Below are 20,201 nucleotides of genomic sequence, written 5' to 3'. Positions count from 1 at the left end.
GGGCAATCCGCATCACGCCGGGGTCAGGCGGGGGCGCAGGCCACCGACTCTTCGCCGAGGTTGGTGAGCATGGTGCAGGCCCAGTCCTTCTGGACCTTCCACACCCCGTCCTCGGCGACGAAGGGGACGTCGACGACGTTGGTGGCCTGGCCGGGGATGGTGAAGTCGGCCTTGGCGCTGACGGCGTCACCGAATGCGGTGACGTCGGTGACCACGACCTGCACGCCGGCGTCCTGGGCGGCTACGGCGAGCCGGTTGGGCAGTTCCGGGTCGGCTTCGCCGCCCTGGACGAAGTTCAGCTTCTCCTCGTTGGGCACCGACGGATCCAGCGCCTGGGTCAGCTGCGCGTTCAGCTCCTCCACCGTCGGCACCGGCGGCAGCTCCGCGGCCGCCTCGGCCGTCGTCGTCGCCTCCGCGGCAGCACTGGTCGTGGTGGCGGGCTCCGAACCACCCTCGTCGTCGCTGCCGCATGCGGTCAGCCCCAGTGCTGCCACCACGGCCACACCCGCCACCACGACTCGTCCGGTCCTGCGAAGTTTCATCCACTCGTCCTTTTCGTCGGTTCGGTGACGCCGATGCCACCGCTGCAGGCACGCTACCCAGTCATCTCGAGGAAACTCTGAGAAAACGATCATGCCGGCCGTCGCTGTTTGCGGAACGCCCGCCGGTGCGGTTGTTTCGTACCGCCCTGGCCACGGGTCGCACCGGCTCGGCGAACAGAGACCCTCCGGTACGCGGCGCACCGGGCCTACCAGCCGCGTTCGGCCAGCCGGTGTGGCTGTGGGATCACGGGGCGGACGAGGTTGCAGGAGGCAAGAGGCTGCGCGGGCAAGTCGTTGATCAGGCCGAATCCCATGCAGACGACGCGTCACCTGCTCGACGCGTCGATGAGCCCTTGGAGAGCGCTCCTGGTCGTCGTGAGCTCGGCGATGCGCCCGTCGTAGACCTGGAGGTGCTCGACCAGCATCGGCACCGCGCACGGCTCGAGCCGATCGGTGTCGTGGATGCAGTCGAGGAGCTCACGGACGGCCACGACAGGCAGTCCGGCTGCGAGCAGCCGTCGGATGGCCCGGACCTGGTCGACGACGGACGGGTCGAACAAGCGCTGGCCCGTGGAGGAGCGCTCCGCGGCGATGAGCCCTTGGTTCTCGTAGTGCCGCAGCATCCTCGGCGTCGTGAACGTGAGGGCCGCGAGATCACCGACCCGCAGCACGTCCCCCACAGTCGCGCGGCTTGCCCTTGACACTGGTGTCAACTCCTACGGTCGATCGCATGACCACTTCGATCACTCATCTCAATGGTAGGCATGCCGAGGTAGCCGACCTCGCGCCGCTGGCATTCGCAGGGTTCGCCCACTTCACCGCGATGCAGGTCCGCGACCGCCGTGTGCGGGGCTTGGACCTGCACCTGACCCGTCTGCGCGAGGCCAGCGATGAGCTCTTCGGCCGGCACCTACCCGAAGAGACAATCCTCGAGCAGATGCGCGGCGTGCTTGCGGACGCGCCGCCGGACGTGTCCTTGACCTGCTTCGTCACCTCACGGCCGGGAGAATTCACACCGGCCGACGACGACGTCGACCTCGACGTGCTGATCAAGGTCACCGATCCGGCAACGCCGCCCGTCGGCCCCCTCTCACTCGACCTCGTCGAGCACGAGCGGCATCTTCCCCGCGTCAAGCACGTCGGCGAGGTGTCCAAGACACTCCTGCTCCGGCGCGCGAACGCCGGCGGCTTCGACGATGCCGCGTTCACCGACCGATCTGGGAGATTGAGCGAAGCGACGATCTGGAACCTGGCCTTCTGGGATGGGCAGTCGGTGATCTGGCCGCGAGCCGAGGTCCTGCCGGGCGTGACGATGCAGATCCTCGCCCGTCGGCTCGAACCGCTCGGAGTCCCTCAGCGGACAGCGGAGATCCGCCCGAGCGACCTTGACGAACGTCTGACGGCAGCGGTGATGAACTCGTGGTCACCCGGCATCCCGGTCGCCCGGATCGGGGACCGGAGGCTGCGACAGGATCAGGAGTTCATCAGGATCCTTCGTGCCGCGTACGACGAGGAGCCCCCGGTGGCCGTTCCGAAGGACTCCCATGCCGAACATCGGTGACGTGGGCTCGAATCGGCTCGTATACGAGCCGTCACCAGCCGCGTTCGGCCAGCCGGTGCGGCTGCGGGATCTCCTCGACGTTGATGCCGACCATGGCCTCACCCAGGCCGCGAGACACCTTGGCGAGCACATCGGGGTCGTCGTGGAAGGTGGTGGCCTTGACGATGGCGGAGGCGCGCTGGGCCGGGTTGCCGGACTTGAAGATGCCGGAGCCGACGAACACGCCCTCGGCGCCGAGCTGCATCATCATCGCGGCGTCGGCGGGGGTGGCGATACCACCGGCGGTGAACAGCACCACCGGCAGCTTGCCGGTCTGCGCGATTTCCCGGACCAGTTCGTAGGGTGCCTGCAGTTCCTTGGCCGCGACGTAGAGTTCGTCCTCGGCCAGGGCGCCGAGCTGCCGGATCTCCTGCCGGATCTTGCGCATATGGGTGGTGGCGTTGGAGACGTCGCCGGTGCCGGCCTCACCCTTGGACCGGATCATCGCCGCGCCCTCGGTGATGCGGCGCAGCGCCTCGCCCAGGTTGGTGGCACCGCAGACGAACGGCACGGTGAAGTTCCACTTGTCGATGTGGTTGGTGTAGTCGGCCGGGGTGAGCACCTCGGACTCGTCGATGTAGTCGACCCCGAGGCTCTGCAGAACCTGGGCCTCCACGAAGTGGCCGATCCGGGCCTTGGCCATCACCGGGATGGACACGGCGTTGATGATGCCGTCGATCATGTCCGGATCGCTCATCCGGGACACGCCGCCCTGGGCGCGGATATCTGCGGGGACCCGTTCCAGGGCCATGACTGCCACGGCGCCCGCGTCCTCGGCGATCTTCGCCTGCTCCGGAGTGACCACGTCCATGATCACACCGCCCTTCAGCATCTCCGCCATGCCGCGCTTGACGCGGGCGGTGCCGACAGTGTTGGTGGTCTCGGGGGTGGTCACGGTCAACTCCTGAGTCGTGAGCGCGGCACCGGTGAGGGTGCGCCCGCATCGCTGGATGTGGAAACGTAGGCGATTCTAGGCGCGCCCGGACCAGGGGTTGATAGCCAGTTGCCCGGCACTGGCCTGCCACTTCACCGGTGGACCGGTTCCGGCACCGGATCGGCCGCCCCGGTCGGCGAAACCGCTTCCCGGAAGCCGAACCGGCGGTGGAATCGGCGCAGCGGGGCGGGCGCCCACCAGTTGGCGTGTCCGGCCAACCGCATCAGCGCGGGCACCAGGATGCCCCGGACGACGGTGGCGTCCAGGACGACGGTGATCGCCATGCCGATGCCGAGCTGCTGCAGGAACACCACCTCGCTGGTGGCGTACACCGCGAACGAGACGGCCAGGATCGCGGCGGCCGCGGTGATCAGCGGTGCACTGCGGGCGATGCCCCGGGCGACCGAGCCGGTCGGATCGCCGGTGCGGTCGTAGTCCTCCTTGATCCGGGCCAGCAGGAATACCTCGTAGTCCATCGACAGCCCGTAGGCGATGCAGAACATCAGGATCGGAATGCTGGGTTCGATGGTGCCGGTCGGGGTGAAGCCGAGCAGATCGGCCAGCGCACCGTTCTGGAAGCCGAGCACGAGCACGCCGAACATGACGGTCATCGACAGCAGGTTCAGGACGGCGGCCTTCACCGGCGCCAGCACGCTGCCGGTCATCAGGAACAGCACCGCCCAGGTGACGATCATGATCAGCGCCGCGACCAGCGGCAGCCGGTCCAGCACCCCGTCGCGGTAGTCGGCCAGCTCCGCCGGATACCCGCCGACCAGCACGTCGAACGGTGCTGCGACGGCGCGGACGTCGCGGACCAGCCCGCCGGGATCGTCCGCCAGCCGGTCACCGGTCGGCACCACGTGCAACCAGGCACCGTCCCCGTTGTGATAACGCTCGGCACCGCCCGCAGCGGCCCCGGCGAGTGCTCCGTGGGCGTAGGTCCCGGTGGCCGTGTCGACCCGGAGCACGCCGGGCAGGGCGGACAGCTCCGTCGCGTAGCCCGGCAGTGCCTGCAGGTCGGCCGCCGGCGCCACCACTTGCAGGGCGTCGGCCTCTTCGGTGACGAACTCGGCGCGGATGGTGTCGTACATCGCCCGGACCGGCTGCTCGGAGCGCAGCACGCGGTCGTCGGGTGCACCGAAGTCCACTGCTGCCGCCGGCGCCGCCAGCGCCACCAGGATCAGTGCCGCGATGCCGCCGTAACGCAGCGGCTGCCGCTGGACCCGGCCGACCGTGCGGTACCAGAGGCCGGTGTCGGGCGTACGTCCGGGCCGGGCGGGCATCATCCGGCGGCCGAGCAGGGTGAGTGCCGCCGGCAGCACCACGACCGCGCCGAGTACTGCCACCAGAGCGACCGCGATGCCGGCGTAGGCGAACGACGCCAGGAACGGGAACGGAAATGCCAGCAGCACCGCCAGCGACGCCGCGACCGTCGCCGCACTGAAGGCGACGGTTCGTCCGGCGGACGGGATCGACCGGCGCACCGCCGCGGCGACATCACCACCGGCCGCGAGTTCCTCCCGGAACCGGTGGATCAGGAACAGGCAGTAGTCGACGCCGAGGCCGATCCCCATGACCAGCGCGATATTGGCCGCGAACGTGGAGACGTCGGTGAACTCGGTGACCACCCGCAGCAGTGCCAGGGTGCCGAGTACACAGAAGATCCCGATGCCGACCGTGACTGCCGCCGCGGCGGCCCGGCGCAGCACCAGCCACAGCAGCAGGAAGACCACCGGCAGGATCAGCAGTTCGGCGCGCAGGAAATCGGTGGCGGCCTGCTCGGCGACATCGCGGAACACCTCGTCACCGCCGCCGAGGGTCACCTCGATCGGCGCCGGCCGGTCCGCGTCGATGATCTCGGCCTCGATTCCGGGCAGCACCCGGCCGCGCACATGATCGGCGTCGCCGGGCACCCAGGCCAGGATCAGGGCGTGGTCACCATCGACCGAGGCGAGGGTCCCGGGAGCGTCGCCACCCCAGTAGGACCGGACATCACCGACTCCGGGGAAGGCGGCCAGTTCCGCAGTGAGCTGCCGCCCGGCGGCGGCCACCGCCGAGCTGTCCACATCGCCGTCGCGCGCCGTGACCAGCACCGCGACATTGGGACTGCCGGTGTCGAAGCCTGCAGCGAGTTCGGCTCGGGCCGAAGTGGATTCGGCATCGGGGTGTTCGAATCGGTTCAGCGACAGGGCGTCGAGGGCGCCGGCGGCCAGCAGGACGAATCCGATGGCGACGGCCAGCGCGGCGCCGAGAATCGCGCGTGGATGGCGGGTGATGGTGCGTCCGAGCACAGGGGGTCCTCTGTGGGGGTGCAGAATATTCGAGTAATGACTCGCGTTCGATCCGAGAATACGAGTAACTGCTCGCATTAGCAACAGGAGAGCCATGCCCGAAGTACGCCGGCAGGAACGCGGCCGCCGCCGCATCGAGCAGATCCTGCGTGCCGCCGCCGAGGTCTTCGCCGATCGCGGCTACGAAGGGGCCACCACCAACGCCATCGCCGCAGCGGCGGACATCTCCCCTGGTTCGCTCTATCAGTACTTCCGGAACAAGGACGAGGTGGCGGCCGCGCTGGCAGAGTTCTACCGCGACCAGCTGGTCCGCTTCCGGGGCGAGCTACCGGGCGCCGGATCCGGCACGGGGCGCGATCTCGACGAATTGCTGACCGAACTGCTCGGACCGCTGGTGGAGTTCAACCTGGCCCATCCCGGCTTCAAGGCACTGTTCGCCCGCACCGATATGCCACCGACCCTGCGCGCCGCCGTCGCCCCCGCCCACCAGGCGATCCACCGCCAGGCGGCGGCGCTGATCGGGTCGGTGCTGCCGGAACTGGGCGAGGACACCGAACAGGCCACCACCGTGGCGGTCCAGCTGGTCCGCGGCATGATGCCGCTGATCGTCGATGCCGAGCCCGCCGCCCGCCCGGCCATGGTGTCCGAGCTGCGCACGGTGCTGCACGCCTACCTCACGGCGCGCGCGCATCGCTGACCCGTCGCCGGGCATCTCACCCCGCAATCCCCAGGCAACTTCAGGCTAGGCTAACCTCACCGAATGCAGTCAAGAAAGCCCCGACTCCGCGCCGCCGGCCTGCTCGCCGCGGCCCTGACCGCCTGTGCCGTCGTCTCCGCCTGTAGCGCCGAGACCGGCACCGACCCGGCCGGCGCGGCGGGCCACCCGGTCGAACATGCGCGTGGCACCGCCGAGGTACCCGCCGATCCGCAACGCGTCGTCGTCCTCGAGCCGGTCCAGCTCGACACCGCGGTCGCCCTCGGCGTGACACCGGTCGGCACCGCCGTCCTCAGCGAGAAGTCGGGCGTTCCGGCCTATCTCGGCGATGAAGCGGCCGGGATCGAGATGGTCGGCACGGTGCCCGAGCCCAATGTGGAAAAGATCGCCGCACTGCGCCCGGATCTGATTCTGGGCACCGAATCGCGTCATTCGGCACTCTACGAGCAGCTCGACGAGATCGCTCCGACGGTGTTCATGGCGTCCCAGGCCGACCCGTGGCAGGAGAATGTCGAACTGGTCGGGCAGGCACTGAACCGTTCCGGCGAGGCCGAACGCCTGCTGTCGGAGTACCGGGATCGCTGCGACTCGATCGCCGAGACCTACGAACTGTCGGGCACCACCGCCCAGCTGATCCGGCCCCGCGATGTCCGGCTGACGCTGTACGGGCCGACCTCGTTCGCCGGCAGCACCCTCGAATGCGCCGGATTCACCACACCGCAGCGTGACTGGGAGGGTTCGATCTCGGTCGACCTCTCCCCCGAACGGGTCGCGGAAGCGCAGGCCGACTACGTATTCGTCACCAGCACCGATCCGTCGGACGCCAGCACCTCGCCCGCCGCGGTGCGGGACAACCCGCAGATGTTCCCGAACGTCCATCTGGTGGACCGCTCGTACTGGATCACCGGTGTCGGCCCGCTCGGCGGACAGGCCGTGCTCGACGATATCGAGCGCATCGTCGCCGATCGCTGACCCGTGCCGCTCCTCGCCCGCCGCCGGCCGGCACCGACCCGGGACGTCCCCGTGGCACCCGGGGTCCGGGCGCGCGCCGGTGGCCTGCTCGCCATCGCGGCCGCCCTCGCCGTCGCGATCGTGCTGTCGTTGCTGATCGGCGCGAATCCGATCCCACCGGATGAGGTCCTGGACGCCCTGTTCGGGGGCGGTACCCGGGAAACCCGGTACATCGTGTGGGATCAGCGCGTGCCGCGCACCGTGGCCGGACTGCTGGTCGGTGCGGCGCTGGGCGTGGCGGGCGCGCTGATCCAGGCGTTCACCCGCAATCCGCTGGCCGACCCCGGCATTCTCGGCGTCAATGCGGGTGCCGCCTTCTTCGTGGCGGTCGGGGTCGCGTTCTTCGGGCTGCGCGAGATCCTGTCCTACACCTGGCTCGCCTTCGCGGGTGCGCTGGTGATGACGTTCGTGGTGTATGCGATCGGCGCATCGGGGCGCGGGCCCGCCGACCCGGTGCGGCTCACCCTGGCCGGAGTCGCGATGGGGGCCGTCCTGTCCGGCCTCACCACCGGATTGACCCTGACCGACCCCGACGCATTCGACGAGATGCGCGGCTGGCAGGCGGGCAGCCTGCTGGGGCGCGGTTTCGACGTCCTCGTCCCGGTGCTGCCGTTCGTCGCAGTGGGTATCGCCCTGGCGCTGGCGGTCGCAGCGGCGCTGAACTCGGTGGCACTGGGCGAGGACCTCGCCCGCGCCCAGGGTGTACCGGTGGGCCGGGTGCGGCTGCTGGTACTCGCCGCGGTCACCCTGCTGGCCGGTGCGGCCACCGCGGTCGCCGGCCCGATCTCGTTCGTCGGCCTGATGATCCCGCACGTGCTGCGCTGGACGCTCGGCCCCGACCAGCGGCTGATCGTCACGGCCTCGATCGTCGCGGCACCGGTGCTGCTGCTCGGCGCCGACATCATCGGCCGGATCAGTGTGCTGCCCAGCGAGATGCCCGCCGGGGTGGTCACCGCGTTCGTGGGCGCACCGATCCTGATCGTCCTGGTCCGGCGGCGGAAGGCGAGTACGTTGTGACCGAATCCACCCCGGCGGTCCGGTTCGCCTACCGCCGCCTCGTCGTCGGCACCGACCGACACCACCTGGTGCTGCGGGTGCGCACCCTGGTGATGCTGCTCGGCGCGGCCGCGGTGCTGCTCGCGCTGGTGGTCGCCGCGCTGATCAACGGCGATTTCCCGCTCACCGTGCACGAGGTCGTCGCGGTCGTCCAGGGCTCCGAAACGGGCCTGGCCCGCACCGTGGTGCTGGAGTGGCGGCTGCCCCGGGTCCTCGCGGCGCTGCTCTTCGGGGCCGCCCTGGGTGTCTCGGGGGCGATCTTCCAGACACTCACCCGTAATCCGCTCGCCAGCCCGGATATCGTCGGGCTGTCGCACGGCGCCTTCACCGGCATGCTGCTGACGCTGCTCGCGGTGGGCGGCGCCTGGCAGTGGCGGACGGCGGGCGCGGTCGTCGGCGGTGTGGCCGCTGCCCTGGTGATCTACCTGCTGGCCTATCGCGGCGGTCTGCAGGGCTTCCGGTTCATCGTGGTCGGCATTGCGATATCGGCCATGCTGGCTTCGATCAACACCTGGGTGTTACTCCAGGTGGAGCTCGAAACCGCGTTGTTCGCCTCGGCCTGGGGCGCGGGCACCCTCAACGGCATCACCGAAGACCTGGTAGCCGGGGCAGCGGTCTGCCTGGCCGCCGGATTCGCCGCGACCGCGGCACTGGCACCGAAGCTGCGCCAGCTCGATCTGGGGGACGACCTGGCCGCTGCACTCGGCGTCCGGCTGGGCCGGGTCCGGCTCGCGGCGGTCGTGATCGGTGTGGCGCTGGTCTGCATCACCACGGCCGTCACCGGTCCGATCGCCTTCGTCGCGCTGGCCGCACCGCAGATCGCGCGCCGCCTGGCCCGCACCCCCCATCTGCCGCTGACGGTGTCGGCGGCGATCGGTGCGGTGGTACTGCTCGGTGCGGATCTGATCGCCCAGCACCTCGTCCCCGTCACCGTGCCCGCCGGTGTCGTCACCGTCGTCGTCGGCGGCGGCTACCTGGTGGGGCTGCTCGTCCACGAAATCCGTACCAGGACCTAGAGAGACCACCGATGACCAGCACCGGCCGTCCCCCGCTCGCCGCCGTCGATGTGACGCTGCGCTACGACCGCACCACCATCGCCGACCATCTCAGTGTCGACATCCCGGATGGGTCGTTGACCGTCGTGATCGGACCCAACGCCTGCGGCAAATCCACACTGCTGCGCGCGCTCGCCGGCCTGCTCGGCCCGGCCGCCGGACGGATCGTGCTGGACGGTAAGGACATCGCGAGCTATCCGGCCAAGGCGGTGGCCCGCCGGCTGGGCCTGCTGCCGCAGAGTTCGACCGCCCCGGACGGCATCACCGTCGCCGAACTGGTGGCGCGCGGCCGCTTCCCGCACCAGAGGTTCCTCCGGCAGTGGTCGGCGGCGGACGAGGCGGCCGTGGCCGACGCGCTGCGCGCCACCGGAACCGCCGAACTGTCCACCCGGCGGGTGGACGAGCTGTCCGGTGGGCAACGCCAGCGGGTGTGGATCGCGATGGTGCTGGCGCAGCAGACTCCCCTGGTCCTGCTGGACGAGCCGACCACCTTCCTCGACATCGCCCATCAGATCGAGGTGCTCAACCTGCTGCACGACCTGCAGCGACAGGGGCGCACCGTGGTGGCCGTACTGCACGATCTGAACCACGCCGCCCGCTATGCCACGCATATGATCGCGATGAAGGGTGGCCAGGTGGTCGCCCAGGGGCCGCCGGGCGAGGTGGTGACCGCCGACCTGGTGGCCACCACCTTCGATCTGCCGAACACGGTGATCGAGGATCCGCTGACCGGCACGCCCCTGGTCGTCCCGGCCGACACCAGGCGGCCACTCGGCGAGGTGACCCACCCCTGATCCTCCAGTAAAGTGAGGCTTGCCTATATTCGATCGAGAGGTGCTCAGATGGCACGACCGCGCATCACCCTGACCGTCCAGCGCACCGAATGGCTGACACCGCATCTCGTCCGGGTGCACCTCGGCGGCCCCGGCTACGCGGATTTCCGGCCCACCGAGTTCACCGATTCCTATGTGAAGCTGGTCTTCCCGCAGGGCGCCGACGAGGTCCGCCGCACCTACACCGTGCGTTCGGTGGACCCGGCTGCCGGGGAGATCGCGGTGGACTTCGTCCATCACGGCAGCGAGGGGGTGGCGGGCCCGTGGGCCGCCGCAGCCCGGCCCGGCGCCACCGTCGATCTCCAGGGCCCCGCGGGCGCGTACGCACCGCGCCCCGACGCCGACTGGCACCTGCTGGCCGGTGACGAGGCGGCGCTGCCCGCGATCGCGGTGGCGCTGGAGCGCATGCCCGCCGATGCGGTGGGACAGGCATTCGTCGAGGTCGAGTCCACCCGCGACGAACTCGAACTGGCCCACCCGCCCGGCGTGACCCTGACCTGGGTACACCGCGGCGACCGCCGGCCCGGCCTCGCCCTGGCCGAGGCGGTGCGGGCTGCGGAGTGGGCACCCGGACAGGTCCAGGTCTTCATCCACGGTGAGGCGCAGACGGTGATGCACGATCTGCGGCGCTACATCCGCCGGGAACGGGGCGTCGATGCCGAATGGGCGGCCTCGATCTCTGGTTATTGGCGAGATGGGCGCACCGAGGAGGGCTTCCGGCAGTGGCGGGCCGACCTGGTCGCCGCCGAGGCCGCCACCAACTGAAACGACCGAAACCCTGCCGGTACCCGACGAGGCGGTACCGGCAGGGTTTCGTGCTGCGCGGGTCGCTCAGCCGAGGCTGAACGGCTGACCCCACAGGGTCACCGCGGTGACACCGAAGTCACCGCGCACCTTGACGATGACGAACGAGCGCGCCTGGGCGTAGCCGCCGCAGCCGTTGACCGCAAGGGTGGTATCGGCCCAGCTGACACTGCCGTTGCCCTGGAAACCGTTGGCGCTGCTGTGCGTCTCTTCGCCGTAGGCATTGGCCTTCTCCAGGTCCAGGATCATATGCCGGGCGGTCTGCCCGGGCCCCAGCGTCAGGTTGCCGTTGGCACCGGCGGACGCCGAGGTCTTCTCACCGTCCCAGCTGGTGCTGCCCTGGACATTGCCACCCGTGCCGGCGCCGCTGATGTTCACCTGGCAGCCGACGATGTAGCCGGGCGCGAGCTTGGCGCGCACGTTCTCGGAGCCGGGGCCGGTGATATCGGCCTGCGCGCTACCGGAGACCCAGGCGTTGCGGTGCACCGGGGTCGCACCCATCGACGGGCTGATCGTGGCCGATTCGCCGACGATCCGCACGGTCAGCTGAGCACCGTTGGGCAGGGTGCGGTTCATCTCACCGCCGGGCAGCGGCACAAAGGTGTCCGCATGCGCGGCACCGGTGGACAGCAGGCCGACGGCCGCCGCGGCAGCGGCGCCGAGCCCGGCCAGGCGCGACAGGTTCTTGCGATTGATCATGTTGTTCCCTCGTAGTCGATTCGCTTCAGCGAGTGGAGATATGGCGAGATCGCGCGTCAGCCGATGCTGAACGGCTGCCCGTAGAGGGTCGTCTTGGTGTAGTGATCGCCGATGATCTCGAGGTTGGTGTAGGCCCGCGCCTGGGCGTAGCCGCCGCAGCCTTGGATGGCGATCTCGAGGTCCTGGTAGTCGATCGTGTAGGTGCCGGGCTTCTCGATGTCGACCCGCTCGACGCCGACCCACTTCACCTCGCCCGGGCCCAGTTTCAGGCCGATCGAACCACCGGCATTCACCCCGGTGGTGCTCACCCCGGCCGAGGCGCCGGCAGAGATCGCATTGTCGGCGATGCTGACCTGGCAGCCGACGATGTAACCGTGGTTGAGCTGGGAGGCGCCGTGGGTGGAGGAGTTGTTGCTCCCCGGACGCCCGCTCGGGCCGACATGCTCGGCCGCATCGCCTTCCGGAGTCGCGGTCACGTCGGCAACCACCGTGCCCGACACCCACACGACCCGGCCGGCTCCGTTCGCCGCCAGCGACGGCGAGATCAGCGCGCTCTCCCCGGTACGGGAAATGGCGGCGCCCGGCGCCTCCTTGTGTCCGTCCGGCAACGGCACGAACGTATCGGCATTGGCCGCGCCAGGGGCGAAGAAACCGGCCGCTGCCACGGCGGCGGCGGTCACGGCGGCGGCCCGGATGCCGTAGCTCGTGCCGGCACTGCGGTGATCCCTCATCTGTGTCCTCACTTGCTCTGCGGTCGCGCGCACCCGGTACAAGGCACGCGAAGACATGGTGATAGCCGAATGCTGTTGCCGCACAGGCCAACCCATATCCAAAGGGTAGCCTAACCTAAGTAGTTGCTCAGGTGTTACTCAGGTGTCATCGATGTGGGGTAGGTCACTGCCGCCAGTTGATCGAGCAGGTCATCGGTCGTTGCGACCGCACCGCAGCGCCGGGCGGTGTAGTTCAGGGCCATCACATGCTCGTCACGGCTGAAATCGGCGGTGGCATCGAGCGCCAGAAAGGGCCGGACGTCGCTCATGAATGCCTCGGCCGCACTGAGCATGCAGCCCATATGGGTGTAGACGCCGGTCACCACCAGCTGATCGCGGCCGTGATAACCGAGCAGTTCGCGCAGATCGGTGCGCTGGAAGGCGGAGTACCGCCATTTGGTGACCTGGATGTCCTCGGGCTCCGGAGCCAGTTCGGCGATGATCTCGGTGTCCGGGCCCTGCGCCATCCCGCTACCCCAGAAGTCAGCCAGAATGCCGCGCCGGGAGGGGTGCTGATTGCCGGGCTGGGCAGTGTAGATCACCGGGATCCCCAGTTCCCGGCAGCGATTCCGGAGCCGGATCGTATTCGCGATCGCGGACCGGGCCGGGTCACGGCCGGTATCGTAGGCCGACAGGAAATAGCGCTGCATATCGTGGATCAGCAGCGCCGCGCGCCCGGATTCCAGGGTCCAGGACACCTGCTCGGCGGTCACTTCGTCCGCGATGGGCATCGAGTACGGTGCGATCGGCGGAATAGCCATTCAGTTCTCCGAATCGGGTCGAGTCATACGGTCGCCACGGGCAGCTCGGCGATACCGAGCGGCCGCAGGATGCGCTGCAGCTTCGCGGTGGTCTCGGCCAGTTCCGCGGCCGGATCGGAGGCGGCGACGATGCCGCCGCCGGCATGTGCCACCAGCGTCGTACCGTCGGCGGCGAGTTCGCCGCATCGGATACTCACCATCCATTCGCCGTTGCCGTCGGCGTCACACCAGCCGACCGCACCGGCATAGAAACCCCGTTCGCCCTCGAGTTCGGCGATCAGCCGGGCGGCCGCCGGGGTGGGGGTACCGCAGACGGCCGGGGTCGGATGCAGGGCGGCAGCCAGCTCCAGCGCCGACGGCCCGTGCCCGGACACCCGGGCGGTGATCGGCGTGCCGAGGTGCCACATCTGCGGTGTGCCGGTCAGCTCGGGGCCGGCCGGCGTGACGACATCGGCGCACCGGTCCCGGAGCACGCCGCCGACCTGATCGACCACGTAGTGGTGCTCGGTCAGGTCCTTCACCGAGGCCAGCAACCGTTGTGCGGCCTGCCGGTCGGATTCCTCGTCGGCACCGCGCCGGGCCGACCCGGCCAGCGGATGGCTCGATACGGCGGTGCCGTGGCGCCGGACCAGAACCTCCGGGCTGGCCCCCACCAGGTGCCGCCCCTGCCGTTCGCCTCCGGCGGCCGACAGGTCGACCAGGAATCCGTTGCCGACCGGATCGGTCGACACCAGCAGGTTCAGCAGGTCGGCGGGCCGGACGGGCCGCCCGGCCCGGGCCCGGATCGCCCGGGCCAGCACCACTTTCCGGATCGGGTGGGCCGGATCGCCCAGCAGTTCCACCGCTGCGGCGACCCGGCGGGCGTGCTCATCGGGTGCCGGGACGGCGGCGTCGATCTCGACCGGCGGCAGTGCCGGTTGCGCCGGGCGCCACCGCCGGTCCGATAGTGCCAACGAGTCCGGCGCCCACAGGGCCGCCGGCGCACCCGCCGCGAACGGCAGGGCGCCGACGATATGCCGGACCCGGCCGCTGCGCAGTGCGGCCACTGCCGCTGCGGCGGAACGGAATACCGGGCCACCGCCGGTTGCGGAGACGGTGCCGTGCGGACGGGCCAGCACAAAGGCGGCCTCCGCGAGGTCTGCAGCTGCTTCGGAAATGGTGATCATCCTCCCGGGTCACATGTCGAGCGTGGCGCCGCCGTCCACCCGCAGGTCGTGCATGGTGATGTGGCGGGCGTCGTCGGATACCAGAAACCGGACCGCCGCGGCGATCTCGGCGGGGGTGGCAATGCGCTGCAGGGGGATCCCGAGCCGATACGCGGCGGGATCGCCCGCGATCAGCGCGGCCCGGGCGGCCGGATCGAGATCGGTGCCGGCTCCCGCGGTGGCGTACATGCCGCGCAGCATCGCGGTGTCCGTCGATCCGGGCGAGACCAGATTCACCCGCACCCCGTGCGGCGCGACCTCCAGGGCCAGCGACCGGGTGAACGCGGCCGCGGCGGCTTTCGCGGCACCGTAGGCGGCCATGCCGAGTCGCGGGGTGGCAGCGGCATTGGACGAGACGACGACGATCGCGCCTCGACCGGCCGTCACCATGTCCGCGGCGGCGCGCTGGGTGACGTGCACGGTGCCGGTCGCATTCACCGCCAGGCACCGCTCCCAGTCGGGTGCGGTGGTGGCCAACGCGGTGGCGGCGTGCACGACACCGGCGGTGTGCACCAGTACATCGGGTGCGCCGAACTCGGCGGTGAACCGGTCGAAGGCGGCGCCGACGGCCTCCCGATCGGCCACATCGACCACCTCGGAGCGCACCGATCCGGTTGTCCCGGTAGCGATATCGTGCGCAACCCGATGAACCTGCGGGTCCAGGTCCCACAACGCCACCGCGCCGGCGTCGGCGGACAGCGCCGCGGCGACGGCTGCGCCGATCCCACCGGCGGCTCCGGTGACGACGATTGTCCGCGGCACTGAATCGGTCATGAACATGAGGTTAGCCTAACCTGATAGAAACGGGTGGGCCATCCGGCCCGATGCCCCCGCCGGTCCCCCGCGACCGCGCCGATTTCCCGAAATGAGGTGGCCGACAATGTCATCGAACACACTCCCCGGCTTCGTACCCTGGCCCGAGACAGCCGCCCGGTACTACCGGGACCGGCAGTGCTGGACCGGACAGACCTTCGGCGAGCTGCTCGACGAACGGGTCCGCACCGGCGCCGACCGGATCGCCGTGGTCGACGACACGCACCGCTGGACCTACGCCGAACTCGACACGCGCTCCCGGTCCCTGGCGGCCGGTCTGCGCCGGCTCGGAATCGGCCGGCACGACCGGGTTCTCGTACAACTGCCGAACCGTGCCGAATTCGTCGAGGTGATCTTCGCGCTGTTCCGGATCGGCGCCCTCCCGGTGTTCTGCCTGCCGGCCCACCGGCAGGCAGAACTGCTGCCGATCGCGCGGGCCGCGGCGGCCACCGCCATGATCACCGTGGGCCGGCATCAGCGGTTCGACTATGCCGCCCTCGCGGATTCGATCCGGCAGCAGACGAATTCGCTGCAGCATGTCCTGCTGGTCACCGACGCCGATGCGGCGGACCTGCCCGCCGGTGCGCGGAACCTCGGCGAATTCCGCGACCCGCCCGGCGAACTCCCCGTCGTCGATGCCGGTGCGGTGGCGTTCCTGCAGCTGTCCGGCGGGAGCACGGGCATCCCCAAGCTGATCGCCCGGACGCACGACGACTACCTGTACAGCGTGCGGCGCAGTGCGGAGATCTGTGCACTCGGTCCCGAATCCGTCTATCTCGCCGCCCTGCCGGTGGCGCACAACTTCCCGATGAGCTCGCCCGGCATCCTCGGCGTCCTGTGGGCCGGCGGCACGGTGGCCCTGATCGGCGATCCCACCCCGGCGTCCGCATTCCGGGCGATCGAACGTTTCGGCGTGACCATCACCGGGCTGGTGCCGCCGCTGGCCCGGCTGTGGGTCGAACGCGCCGAAGCCGGTGGTACACCGGACCTGTCCAGCCTGCAGGTGGTGCAGGTGGGCGGCGCCCGCTGCCCGGAGGAACTGGCCCACCGGGTCGGCCCCGCGCTCGGCGTCACGCTGCAGCAGGTGTTCGGCATGGCCGAGGGCCTCGTCTGCTACACGCGGCTCGACGATCCGATCGATGTCGTGGTGGCCTCCCAAGGACGGCCGATGTCCGAACACGACCGGATCGCGGTGGTCGACGACGCCGGAAACGCGGTGCCCGCCGGAACGGATGGGAACCTGATCACACAGGGCCCGTACACGATTCGGGGCTACTACGACAACCCCGGCGCCGATGAGCGCAGTTTCACCACCGACGGGTGGTACCGCACCGGCGATGTGGTGCGCATCCGGCCGGACGGCAATCTGTCGGTCCGCGGCCGGGCCGGGGACTGGGTGAACCGGGGCGGCGAGAAGGTCTCCGCCGAGGAGCTCGAAGCCCAGTTGCTCGACCATCCGGGCATCCGGGACGTGGTGATCATCGGGACGCCGGATCCGGTGCTGGGACAGCGGATCTGCGCCATCGTGCAACCGATGGACCCGGCCGAACCGCCCACGCTGGGCACCGTCCGGTCGTTCGTGCGGGCCGGCGGCCTGGCGGCCTGGAAGATGCCGGATGCGGTGGTCGTGGTCGAGGAGTTCCCGGCGACGGGGGTCGGCAAGACCAGCCGCCGGGAGTTGCGCCGGCAACTCGCCGACCGCGCGCCGGTCAGCTGACCGGCCGGGCGGCGCGGTCGTGGCCGCGCCGCCCGGCCGGCTGTTGCGGCCCGCCACGGCGAGTCACGCCGCCAGCACATCGAGCCAGGACCCGAGCACCGGATCCGCGGCGAGCGTGGGGAAGTCGATCTGTTCGTGGCCCGCACTGCGCCACTTCTCCACCAGCGTCATGATGCGGACCGAATCCAGCCCGGCATCGAGCAGGTCGGTGTCGACGGTCAGTTCGTCCGGACGCACCCCCAGGGTGGCCGCGATATCGGCGACGATCTGTTCCCGCAGCGTCTCGGCCGGCCGATCACCGTTCGTTTCCATGGTTCTCACTCCTCACGATCGAAATCGGCGATGCCGCGCTTCCAGTACCCGGCGATCGTGCTGTCCTCGCGCCCGACCCCGAGCTCGGTACGGACCCAACGGCGCAGCGGCCGCAGCACCCCGGCCTCCGCCGCCATCCAGACGTAGACGCGGCGCCCTTCGGACACCGATACGCTGCGGACCGCCTTCTCCAGTGCGTCACCGGTTCCGGGGGCGGCGTCACCCCGATGCACCCATCGCACGGCCATACCGGGCGGGGCGTCGATGTCGATCTGCTGTCCGGCATCGGTCACCTCGACGAAGGCCCAGCCGGAGGCATTGCGGGGCAGCCGCTCCAGCCACCGGGCGATCGCGGGCAGGGCCGTGATGTCGCCGGCGAACAGATAGTCGTCGTACCCGTCCGGCACGACGATCCCGCCGGGCGGGCCGGCGATGTGGATCCGGGTGCCGGGCACCGCCTCGCGCGCCCAGTCGGAGGCGAGTCCACCGGGGTGGATCGCGAAGTCGATATCCAGCTCCGGCTCGGGCTCGGCGACATAGCGGCGCACGGTGTACTCCCGCGACACCGGCCGGGGGTTGCCCCACTCCAGGGACAGCCCGTCCGGGCGCGGCAACCGGAGTATCCCGTCGCCGTCCGGGAAGATCAGCCGTACATGTTCGTCCGGCACATAGCTGTGGAACCCGGCCAGTTCCGGGCCGCCGAAGGTGATTCGCAGCAGTCCGGCGCCGACCGGCACACTGCGCAGCACCGTCACCTCGCGCAGGCCGATCGGATAGCCGACCTTGGCACCGTGGGAACCGGCCAGCACCTCGGCGATGTTCTCGGCGTAGGCAGCTCGATCGGTCACATTTCCTCCTTTCCGTGCGGGACACCGGCCACCGCGACGGTGATGCCGCCGACGACCAGCACCGTGAGCCCGTACCCGACCAAGGCGGTCGCGGGCGTGAACAGGTGACCGGCGAGCCCGGCCACCATCGAGCCGATCGCGGTGCCGGTCACCGCCTGCACCATCAGCAGGCCCGACATCCGGCCGCGCATCTGCTCCGGCGCCTGCTGTTGCAGGACCGTGTACCGCAGCACCGTGTTCACCGCCCGGCCGAGGCCGAATCCGGCGAGGCCGAGGAAGACCACCGCGGTATAGGGCGCCAGCCCGGCCACCACCACACCCACCGGCATGACCACCAGCGAACCCAGCAGCGCCCGGCCCGGCCGGCGGGTGCGGCCGATCCATCCGCTGGTGAGCGAGCCGAGCACCGCCCCGGCACCCGGCGCGGCGTACAGCAGCCCCAGGGTGGTCGGTCCGGCGCCGAGTTCGGTCTCGGCGAAAGCGGGCAACAGCACCAACGGGCCGCTGACCAGCATCGCCACCAGTCCGACGAGCAGCACCGAGCGAATGGCCCGATGCCGCACCGCGAATCCGATGCCGGCGCCGAGCTCGCGCAGCGGGTGGCCCACCACCCGTTCCGGGGGTGGCTGTGGCCCGACCGCCCGGATGAGCGTCACCGTGGCGGCGGTCGCGCCCGCGGCGACGAAGTAGGCGGCCCCGACCCCGGTTTCGGCGATCAGCAGCCCGGCCAGGGCCGGGGTGATCATGGTGCCCAGATCGGAGGTCAGCGTGACCAGGGCGCCGGCCGCGGCCAGCTTCTCCCGGCCGACCAGCTTCGGCACCAGCGCCATCAACGCCGAGCCGCTGACCCCACCGGCCAGGCCGTCCACCGCGGCGGCCAGGTAGATCACCGTGATCACCGGCTCGGCGGCCAGCGCGTTCACACCCAGGACCAGGAAGCCCGCGCCCGCCGCCGACCGGGACCACTGGATGACCGTCCGCCGGTCGTACCGATCGGCGATCACCCCGCCGCCGAGGCTTCCCGCGAACAGGGCGATCGCCGTCGTCGTGGTGACCCCCGCAACGTGCAGCGACGATCCGGTCAGCTGATAGACCTGGACCGGAAGCGCCACCATCAGCAGGCCGATGCCCAGTACGGAGATCAGCCGGGCCGCGAAGAGGCACCGGAAGCCCCGGCTCTCCCGCAACGGCGAGACGTCGACCAGCACGCCGGCGGCAGCGGTCACCGGAACTGCTCTTCGACCAGGTCGAGGGTGTCCATCACGCCGCGGTAGTCCGGACGGTAGCTGGTGGCCGGGAATTCGTAGGCGTCACCCGATTCGAACGCCGGCAGCTGCCGGTACATCGGGTCCTCGGCGAGTTCGGCGACCGAGCGGCCGTCGTTGAGCGGGATCACCACGACCACCGGGGCGTCCACGACGGTCGGCAGCAGTTCCGGGCTGAACCGGGCCCAGTCGGCGGCCTCGGGCCGCTCCGGATTGCCGGCCTTGGCCAGCACATCGCGGTCGGCTTCGAAGCCCACCTCCGCCAGCAGTTCCGGCAGCACCGCGTCCGGCATGATCACCGTGGGCTTGTTGTCCTTACGCGACTGCAGATAGGTCACCGGCCCGTCCGGAGCATCGATCGCGGCCGCGACCTCGTCGATCCGGGTCTCGTAGGCATCGAGCATCGGCTGCACCCGGTCGGATTCGCCGACGATGTCGGCGACCAGGCGCAGCTGGTCCTGCCAGTCGGTCATCTCGGCCGGGACCAGCACGGTCGGGGCGATCGCGGCGAGCTGGTCGTAGGCGTCGATGGACTGCTGGGCGGTGAAGCCCTGGCCGCCGCCGATGATCAGGTCCGGCTGCTGGGCGGCGACGAACTCGAGGTTCACGCTCTCGCCGGTGGGCAGCGCCTCGGTGCCCTGTTCCTCGGCGTCGGCGGACCAGGCCGGTGGGAAGTCCCCCGTGCGGTTGCTGACCCCGAGCACGCGCGGATCGACAGCGGCCACCGGCACATCCAGGTCGTAGAGGTAGCCGGCCAGCGCACCGTTGAGAACCACCACCCGTTCCGGCTCGGCGGGCACGGTGACGGTGGCGTCGCCGGCCGTCACCTGCCGGGTCCGGTCGGTGGTGTCGGCATCGGAATCGGAACTGCAGCCGACCAGGGCGGCGGGCAGCAAGGTCAGCAGGGCGGCGGTGGTGCGCAGGCGTCCCGCGGTTCGATACAGGGGCATGGGGGTGTTTCTTCTCTTTC

General features: G+C 70.3%; 21 protein-coding genes. 8 read left to right on the top strand and 13 right to left on the bottom strand.

Features of this window, described 5'->3' with window-relative positions:
• Positions 1–23: 23 nt before the first annotated feature.
• Both AC1HFH_RS10415 and AC1HFH_RS10410 read right to left on the bottom strand, forming a co-directional pair.
• Positions 24–542 (bottom strand): WKL family lipoprotein, encoded by a 519-nt coding sequence (locus AC1HFH_RS10415; RefSeq protein WP_480247220.1) that lies wholly within the window; start codon positions 540–542, stop codon positions 24–26.
• Between the two features lie 326 nt (positions 543–868).
• On the bottom strand, positions 869–1,222 hold the full coding sequence (locus AC1HFH_RS10410) for a MerR family transcriptional regulator (protein WP_480247219.1): 354 nt from the start codon (positions 1,220–1,222) through the stop codon (positions 869–871).
• Between the two features lie 50 nt (positions 1,223–1,272).
• On the opposite strand from AC1HFH_RS10410, the gene AC1HFH_RS10405 reads away from it, so the two are divergent.
• Complete coding sequence (locus AC1HFH_RS10405; RefSeq protein ID WP_480247218.1) at positions 1,273–2,103, top strand: aminotransferase class IV family protein; 831 nt, start codon at positions 1,273–1,275, stop codon at positions 2,101–2,103.
• A 31-nt stretch (positions 2,104–2,134) separates the two neighbouring features.
• On the opposite strand, the gene pdxS is transcribed toward AC1HFH_RS10405, so the two are convergent.
• Together pdxS and AC1HFH_RS10395 are read right to left on the bottom strand one after the other, a co-directional pair.
• A complete protein-coding gene (gene pdxS, locus AC1HFH_RS10400) occupies positions 2,135–2,983 on the bottom strand; it encodes a pyridoxal 5'-phosphate synthase lyase subunit PdxS (protein ID WP_480247812.1) in 849 nt (282 codons plus the stop codon).
• Positions 2,984–3,168: 185 nt separating this feature from the next.
• Positions 3,169–5,367, bottom strand: coding sequence for an MMPL family transporter (locus AC1HFH_RS10395; protein WP_480247217.1), 2,199 nt, complete (start codon positions 5,365–5,367; stop codon positions 3,169–3,171).
• 94 nt (positions 5,368–5,461) lie between these two features.
• On the opposite strand from AC1HFH_RS10395, the gene AC1HFH_RS10390 reads away from it, so the two are divergent.
• From AC1HFH_RS10390 to AC1HFH_RS10365, 6 genes are all read left to right on the top strand, one after another.
• A complete protein-coding gene (locus tag AC1HFH_RS10390) occupies positions 5,462–6,064 on the top strand; it encodes a TetR/AcrR family transcriptional regulator (RefSeq protein WP_480247216.1) in 603 nt (200 codons plus the stop codon).
• Between the two features lie 63 nt (positions 6,065–6,127).
• Entirely contained in the window at positions 6,128–7,054 is a 927-nt protein-coding gene (locus AC1HFH_RS10385; protein ID WP_480247215.1) for an ABC transporter substrate-binding protein, read from the top strand.
• A 51-nt stretch (positions 7,055–7,105) separates the two neighbouring features.
• Positions 7,106–8,110: a FecCD family ABC transporter permease gene (locus tag AC1HFH_RS10380; protein WP_480247214.1), complete on the top strand. Its 1,005-nt coding sequence runs from the start codon at positions 7,106–7,108 to the stop codon at positions 8,108–8,110.
• Positions 8,107–9,165, top strand: coding sequence for a FecCD family ABC transporter permease (locus AC1HFH_RS10375; protein ID WP_480247213.1), 1,059 nt, complete (start codon positions 8,107–8,109; stop codon positions 9,163–9,165). The genes AC1HFH_RS10380 and AC1HFH_RS10375 overlap by 4 nt, the downstream gene beginning before the upstream one ends.
• Before the next feature lie 11 nt (positions 9,166–9,176).
• Entirely contained in the window at positions 9,177–9,998 is an 822-nt protein-coding gene (locus AC1HFH_RS10370) for an ABC transporter ATP-binding protein (protein ID WP_480247212.1), read from the top strand.
• A 48-nt stretch (positions 9,999–10,046) separates the two neighbouring features.
• Positions 10,047–10,802, top strand: a complete 756-nt coding sequence (locus tag AC1HFH_RS10365; RefSeq protein WP_480247211.1) for a siderophore-interacting protein — start codon at positions 10,047–10,049, stop codon at positions 10,800–10,802.
• Positions 10,803–10,868: 66 nt separating this feature from the next.
• Here the strand turns inward: AC1HFH_RS10365 and AC1HFH_RS10360 are convergent, their stop codons facing one another.
• The 5 genes from AC1HFH_RS10360 to AC1HFH_RS10340 form a co-directional block, all read right to left on the bottom strand.
• Entirely contained in the window at positions 10,869–11,540 is a 672-nt protein-coding gene (locus AC1HFH_RS10360; RefSeq protein ID WP_480247210.1) for an MspA family porin, read from the bottom strand.
• A 56-nt stretch (positions 11,541–11,596) separates the two neighbouring features.
• Complete coding sequence (locus AC1HFH_RS10355) at positions 11,597–12,271, bottom strand: MspA family porin (protein WP_480247811.1); 675 nt, start codon at positions 12,269–12,271, stop codon at positions 11,597–11,599.
• 134 nt (positions 12,272–12,405) lie between these two features.
• The gene (locus AC1HFH_RS10350) at positions 12,406–13,071 is read right to left on the bottom strand and encodes an isochorismatase family protein (protein ID WP_480247209.1); all 666 of its coding nucleotides are present in this window, start codon (positions 13,069–13,071) and stop codon (positions 12,406–12,408) included.
• Positions 13,072–13,094: 23 nt separating this feature from the next.
• Positions 13,095–14,237: an isochorismate synthase gene (locus AC1HFH_RS10345; RefSeq protein ID WP_480247208.1), complete on the bottom strand. Its 1,143-nt coding sequence runs from the start codon at positions 14,235–14,237 to the stop codon at positions 13,095–13,097.
• Positions 14,238–14,246: 9 nt separating this feature from the next.
• Positions 14,247–15,050, bottom strand: a complete 804-nt coding sequence (locus tag AC1HFH_RS10340) for an SDR family oxidoreductase (protein ID WP_480247207.1) — start codon at positions 15,048–15,050, stop codon at positions 14,247–14,249.
• A 106-nt stretch (positions 15,051–15,156) separates the two neighbouring features.
• Here AC1HFH_RS10340 and AC1HFH_RS10335 point away from each other — a divergent pair, with 106 nt between their 5' ends.
• Positions 15,157–16,806 carry a (2,3-dihydroxybenzoyl)adenylate synthase gene (locus AC1HFH_RS10335; protein ID WP_480247206.1) on the top strand — a complete coding sequence of 550 codons (1,650 nt, stop codon included), beginning with the start codon at positions 15,157–15,159 and terminating at the stop codon, positions 16,804–16,806.
• A gap of 63 nt (positions 16,807–16,869) precedes the next feature.
• Here AC1HFH_RS10335 and AC1HFH_RS10330 read toward each other — a convergent pair whose 3' ends face one another.
• The 4 genes from AC1HFH_RS10330 to AC1HFH_RS10315 are packed head-to-tail and all read right to left on the bottom strand — an operon-like array spanning position 16,870 to position 20,181.
• Positions 16,870–17,118 carry a phosphopantetheine-binding protein gene (locus tag AC1HFH_RS10330; protein WP_480247205.1) on the bottom strand — a complete coding sequence of 83 codons (249 nt, stop codon included), beginning with the start codon at positions 17,116–17,118 and terminating at the stop codon, positions 16,870–16,872.
• 5 nt (positions 17,119–17,123) lie between these two features.
• Positions 17,124–17,966: a siderophore-interacting protein gene (locus tag AC1HFH_RS10325; protein ID WP_480247204.1), complete on the bottom strand. Its 843-nt coding sequence runs from the start codon at positions 17,964–17,966 to the stop codon at positions 17,124–17,126.
• Positions 17,963–19,192, bottom strand: a complete 1,230-nt coding sequence (gene entS / locus AC1HFH_RS10320) for an enterobactin transporter EntS (RefSeq protein ID WP_480247203.1) — start codon at positions 19,190–19,192, stop codon at positions 17,963–17,965. The genes AC1HFH_RS10325 and entS overlap by 4 nt, the downstream gene beginning before the upstream one ends.
• Complete coding sequence (locus AC1HFH_RS10315) at positions 19,189–20,181, bottom strand: ABC transporter substrate-binding protein (protein ID WP_480247202.1); 993 nt, start codon at positions 20,179–20,181, stop codon at positions 19,189–19,191. The genes entS and AC1HFH_RS10315 overlap by 4 nt, the downstream gene beginning before the upstream one ends.
• Positions 20,182–20,201 lie beyond the last annotated feature (20 nt).

The organism is Nocardia sp. KT25-26, assembly GCF_056627695.1.
Note: the sequence above shows the minus strand (reverse complement) of the source record. Positions and strands in the feature narration are given on the sequence as shown.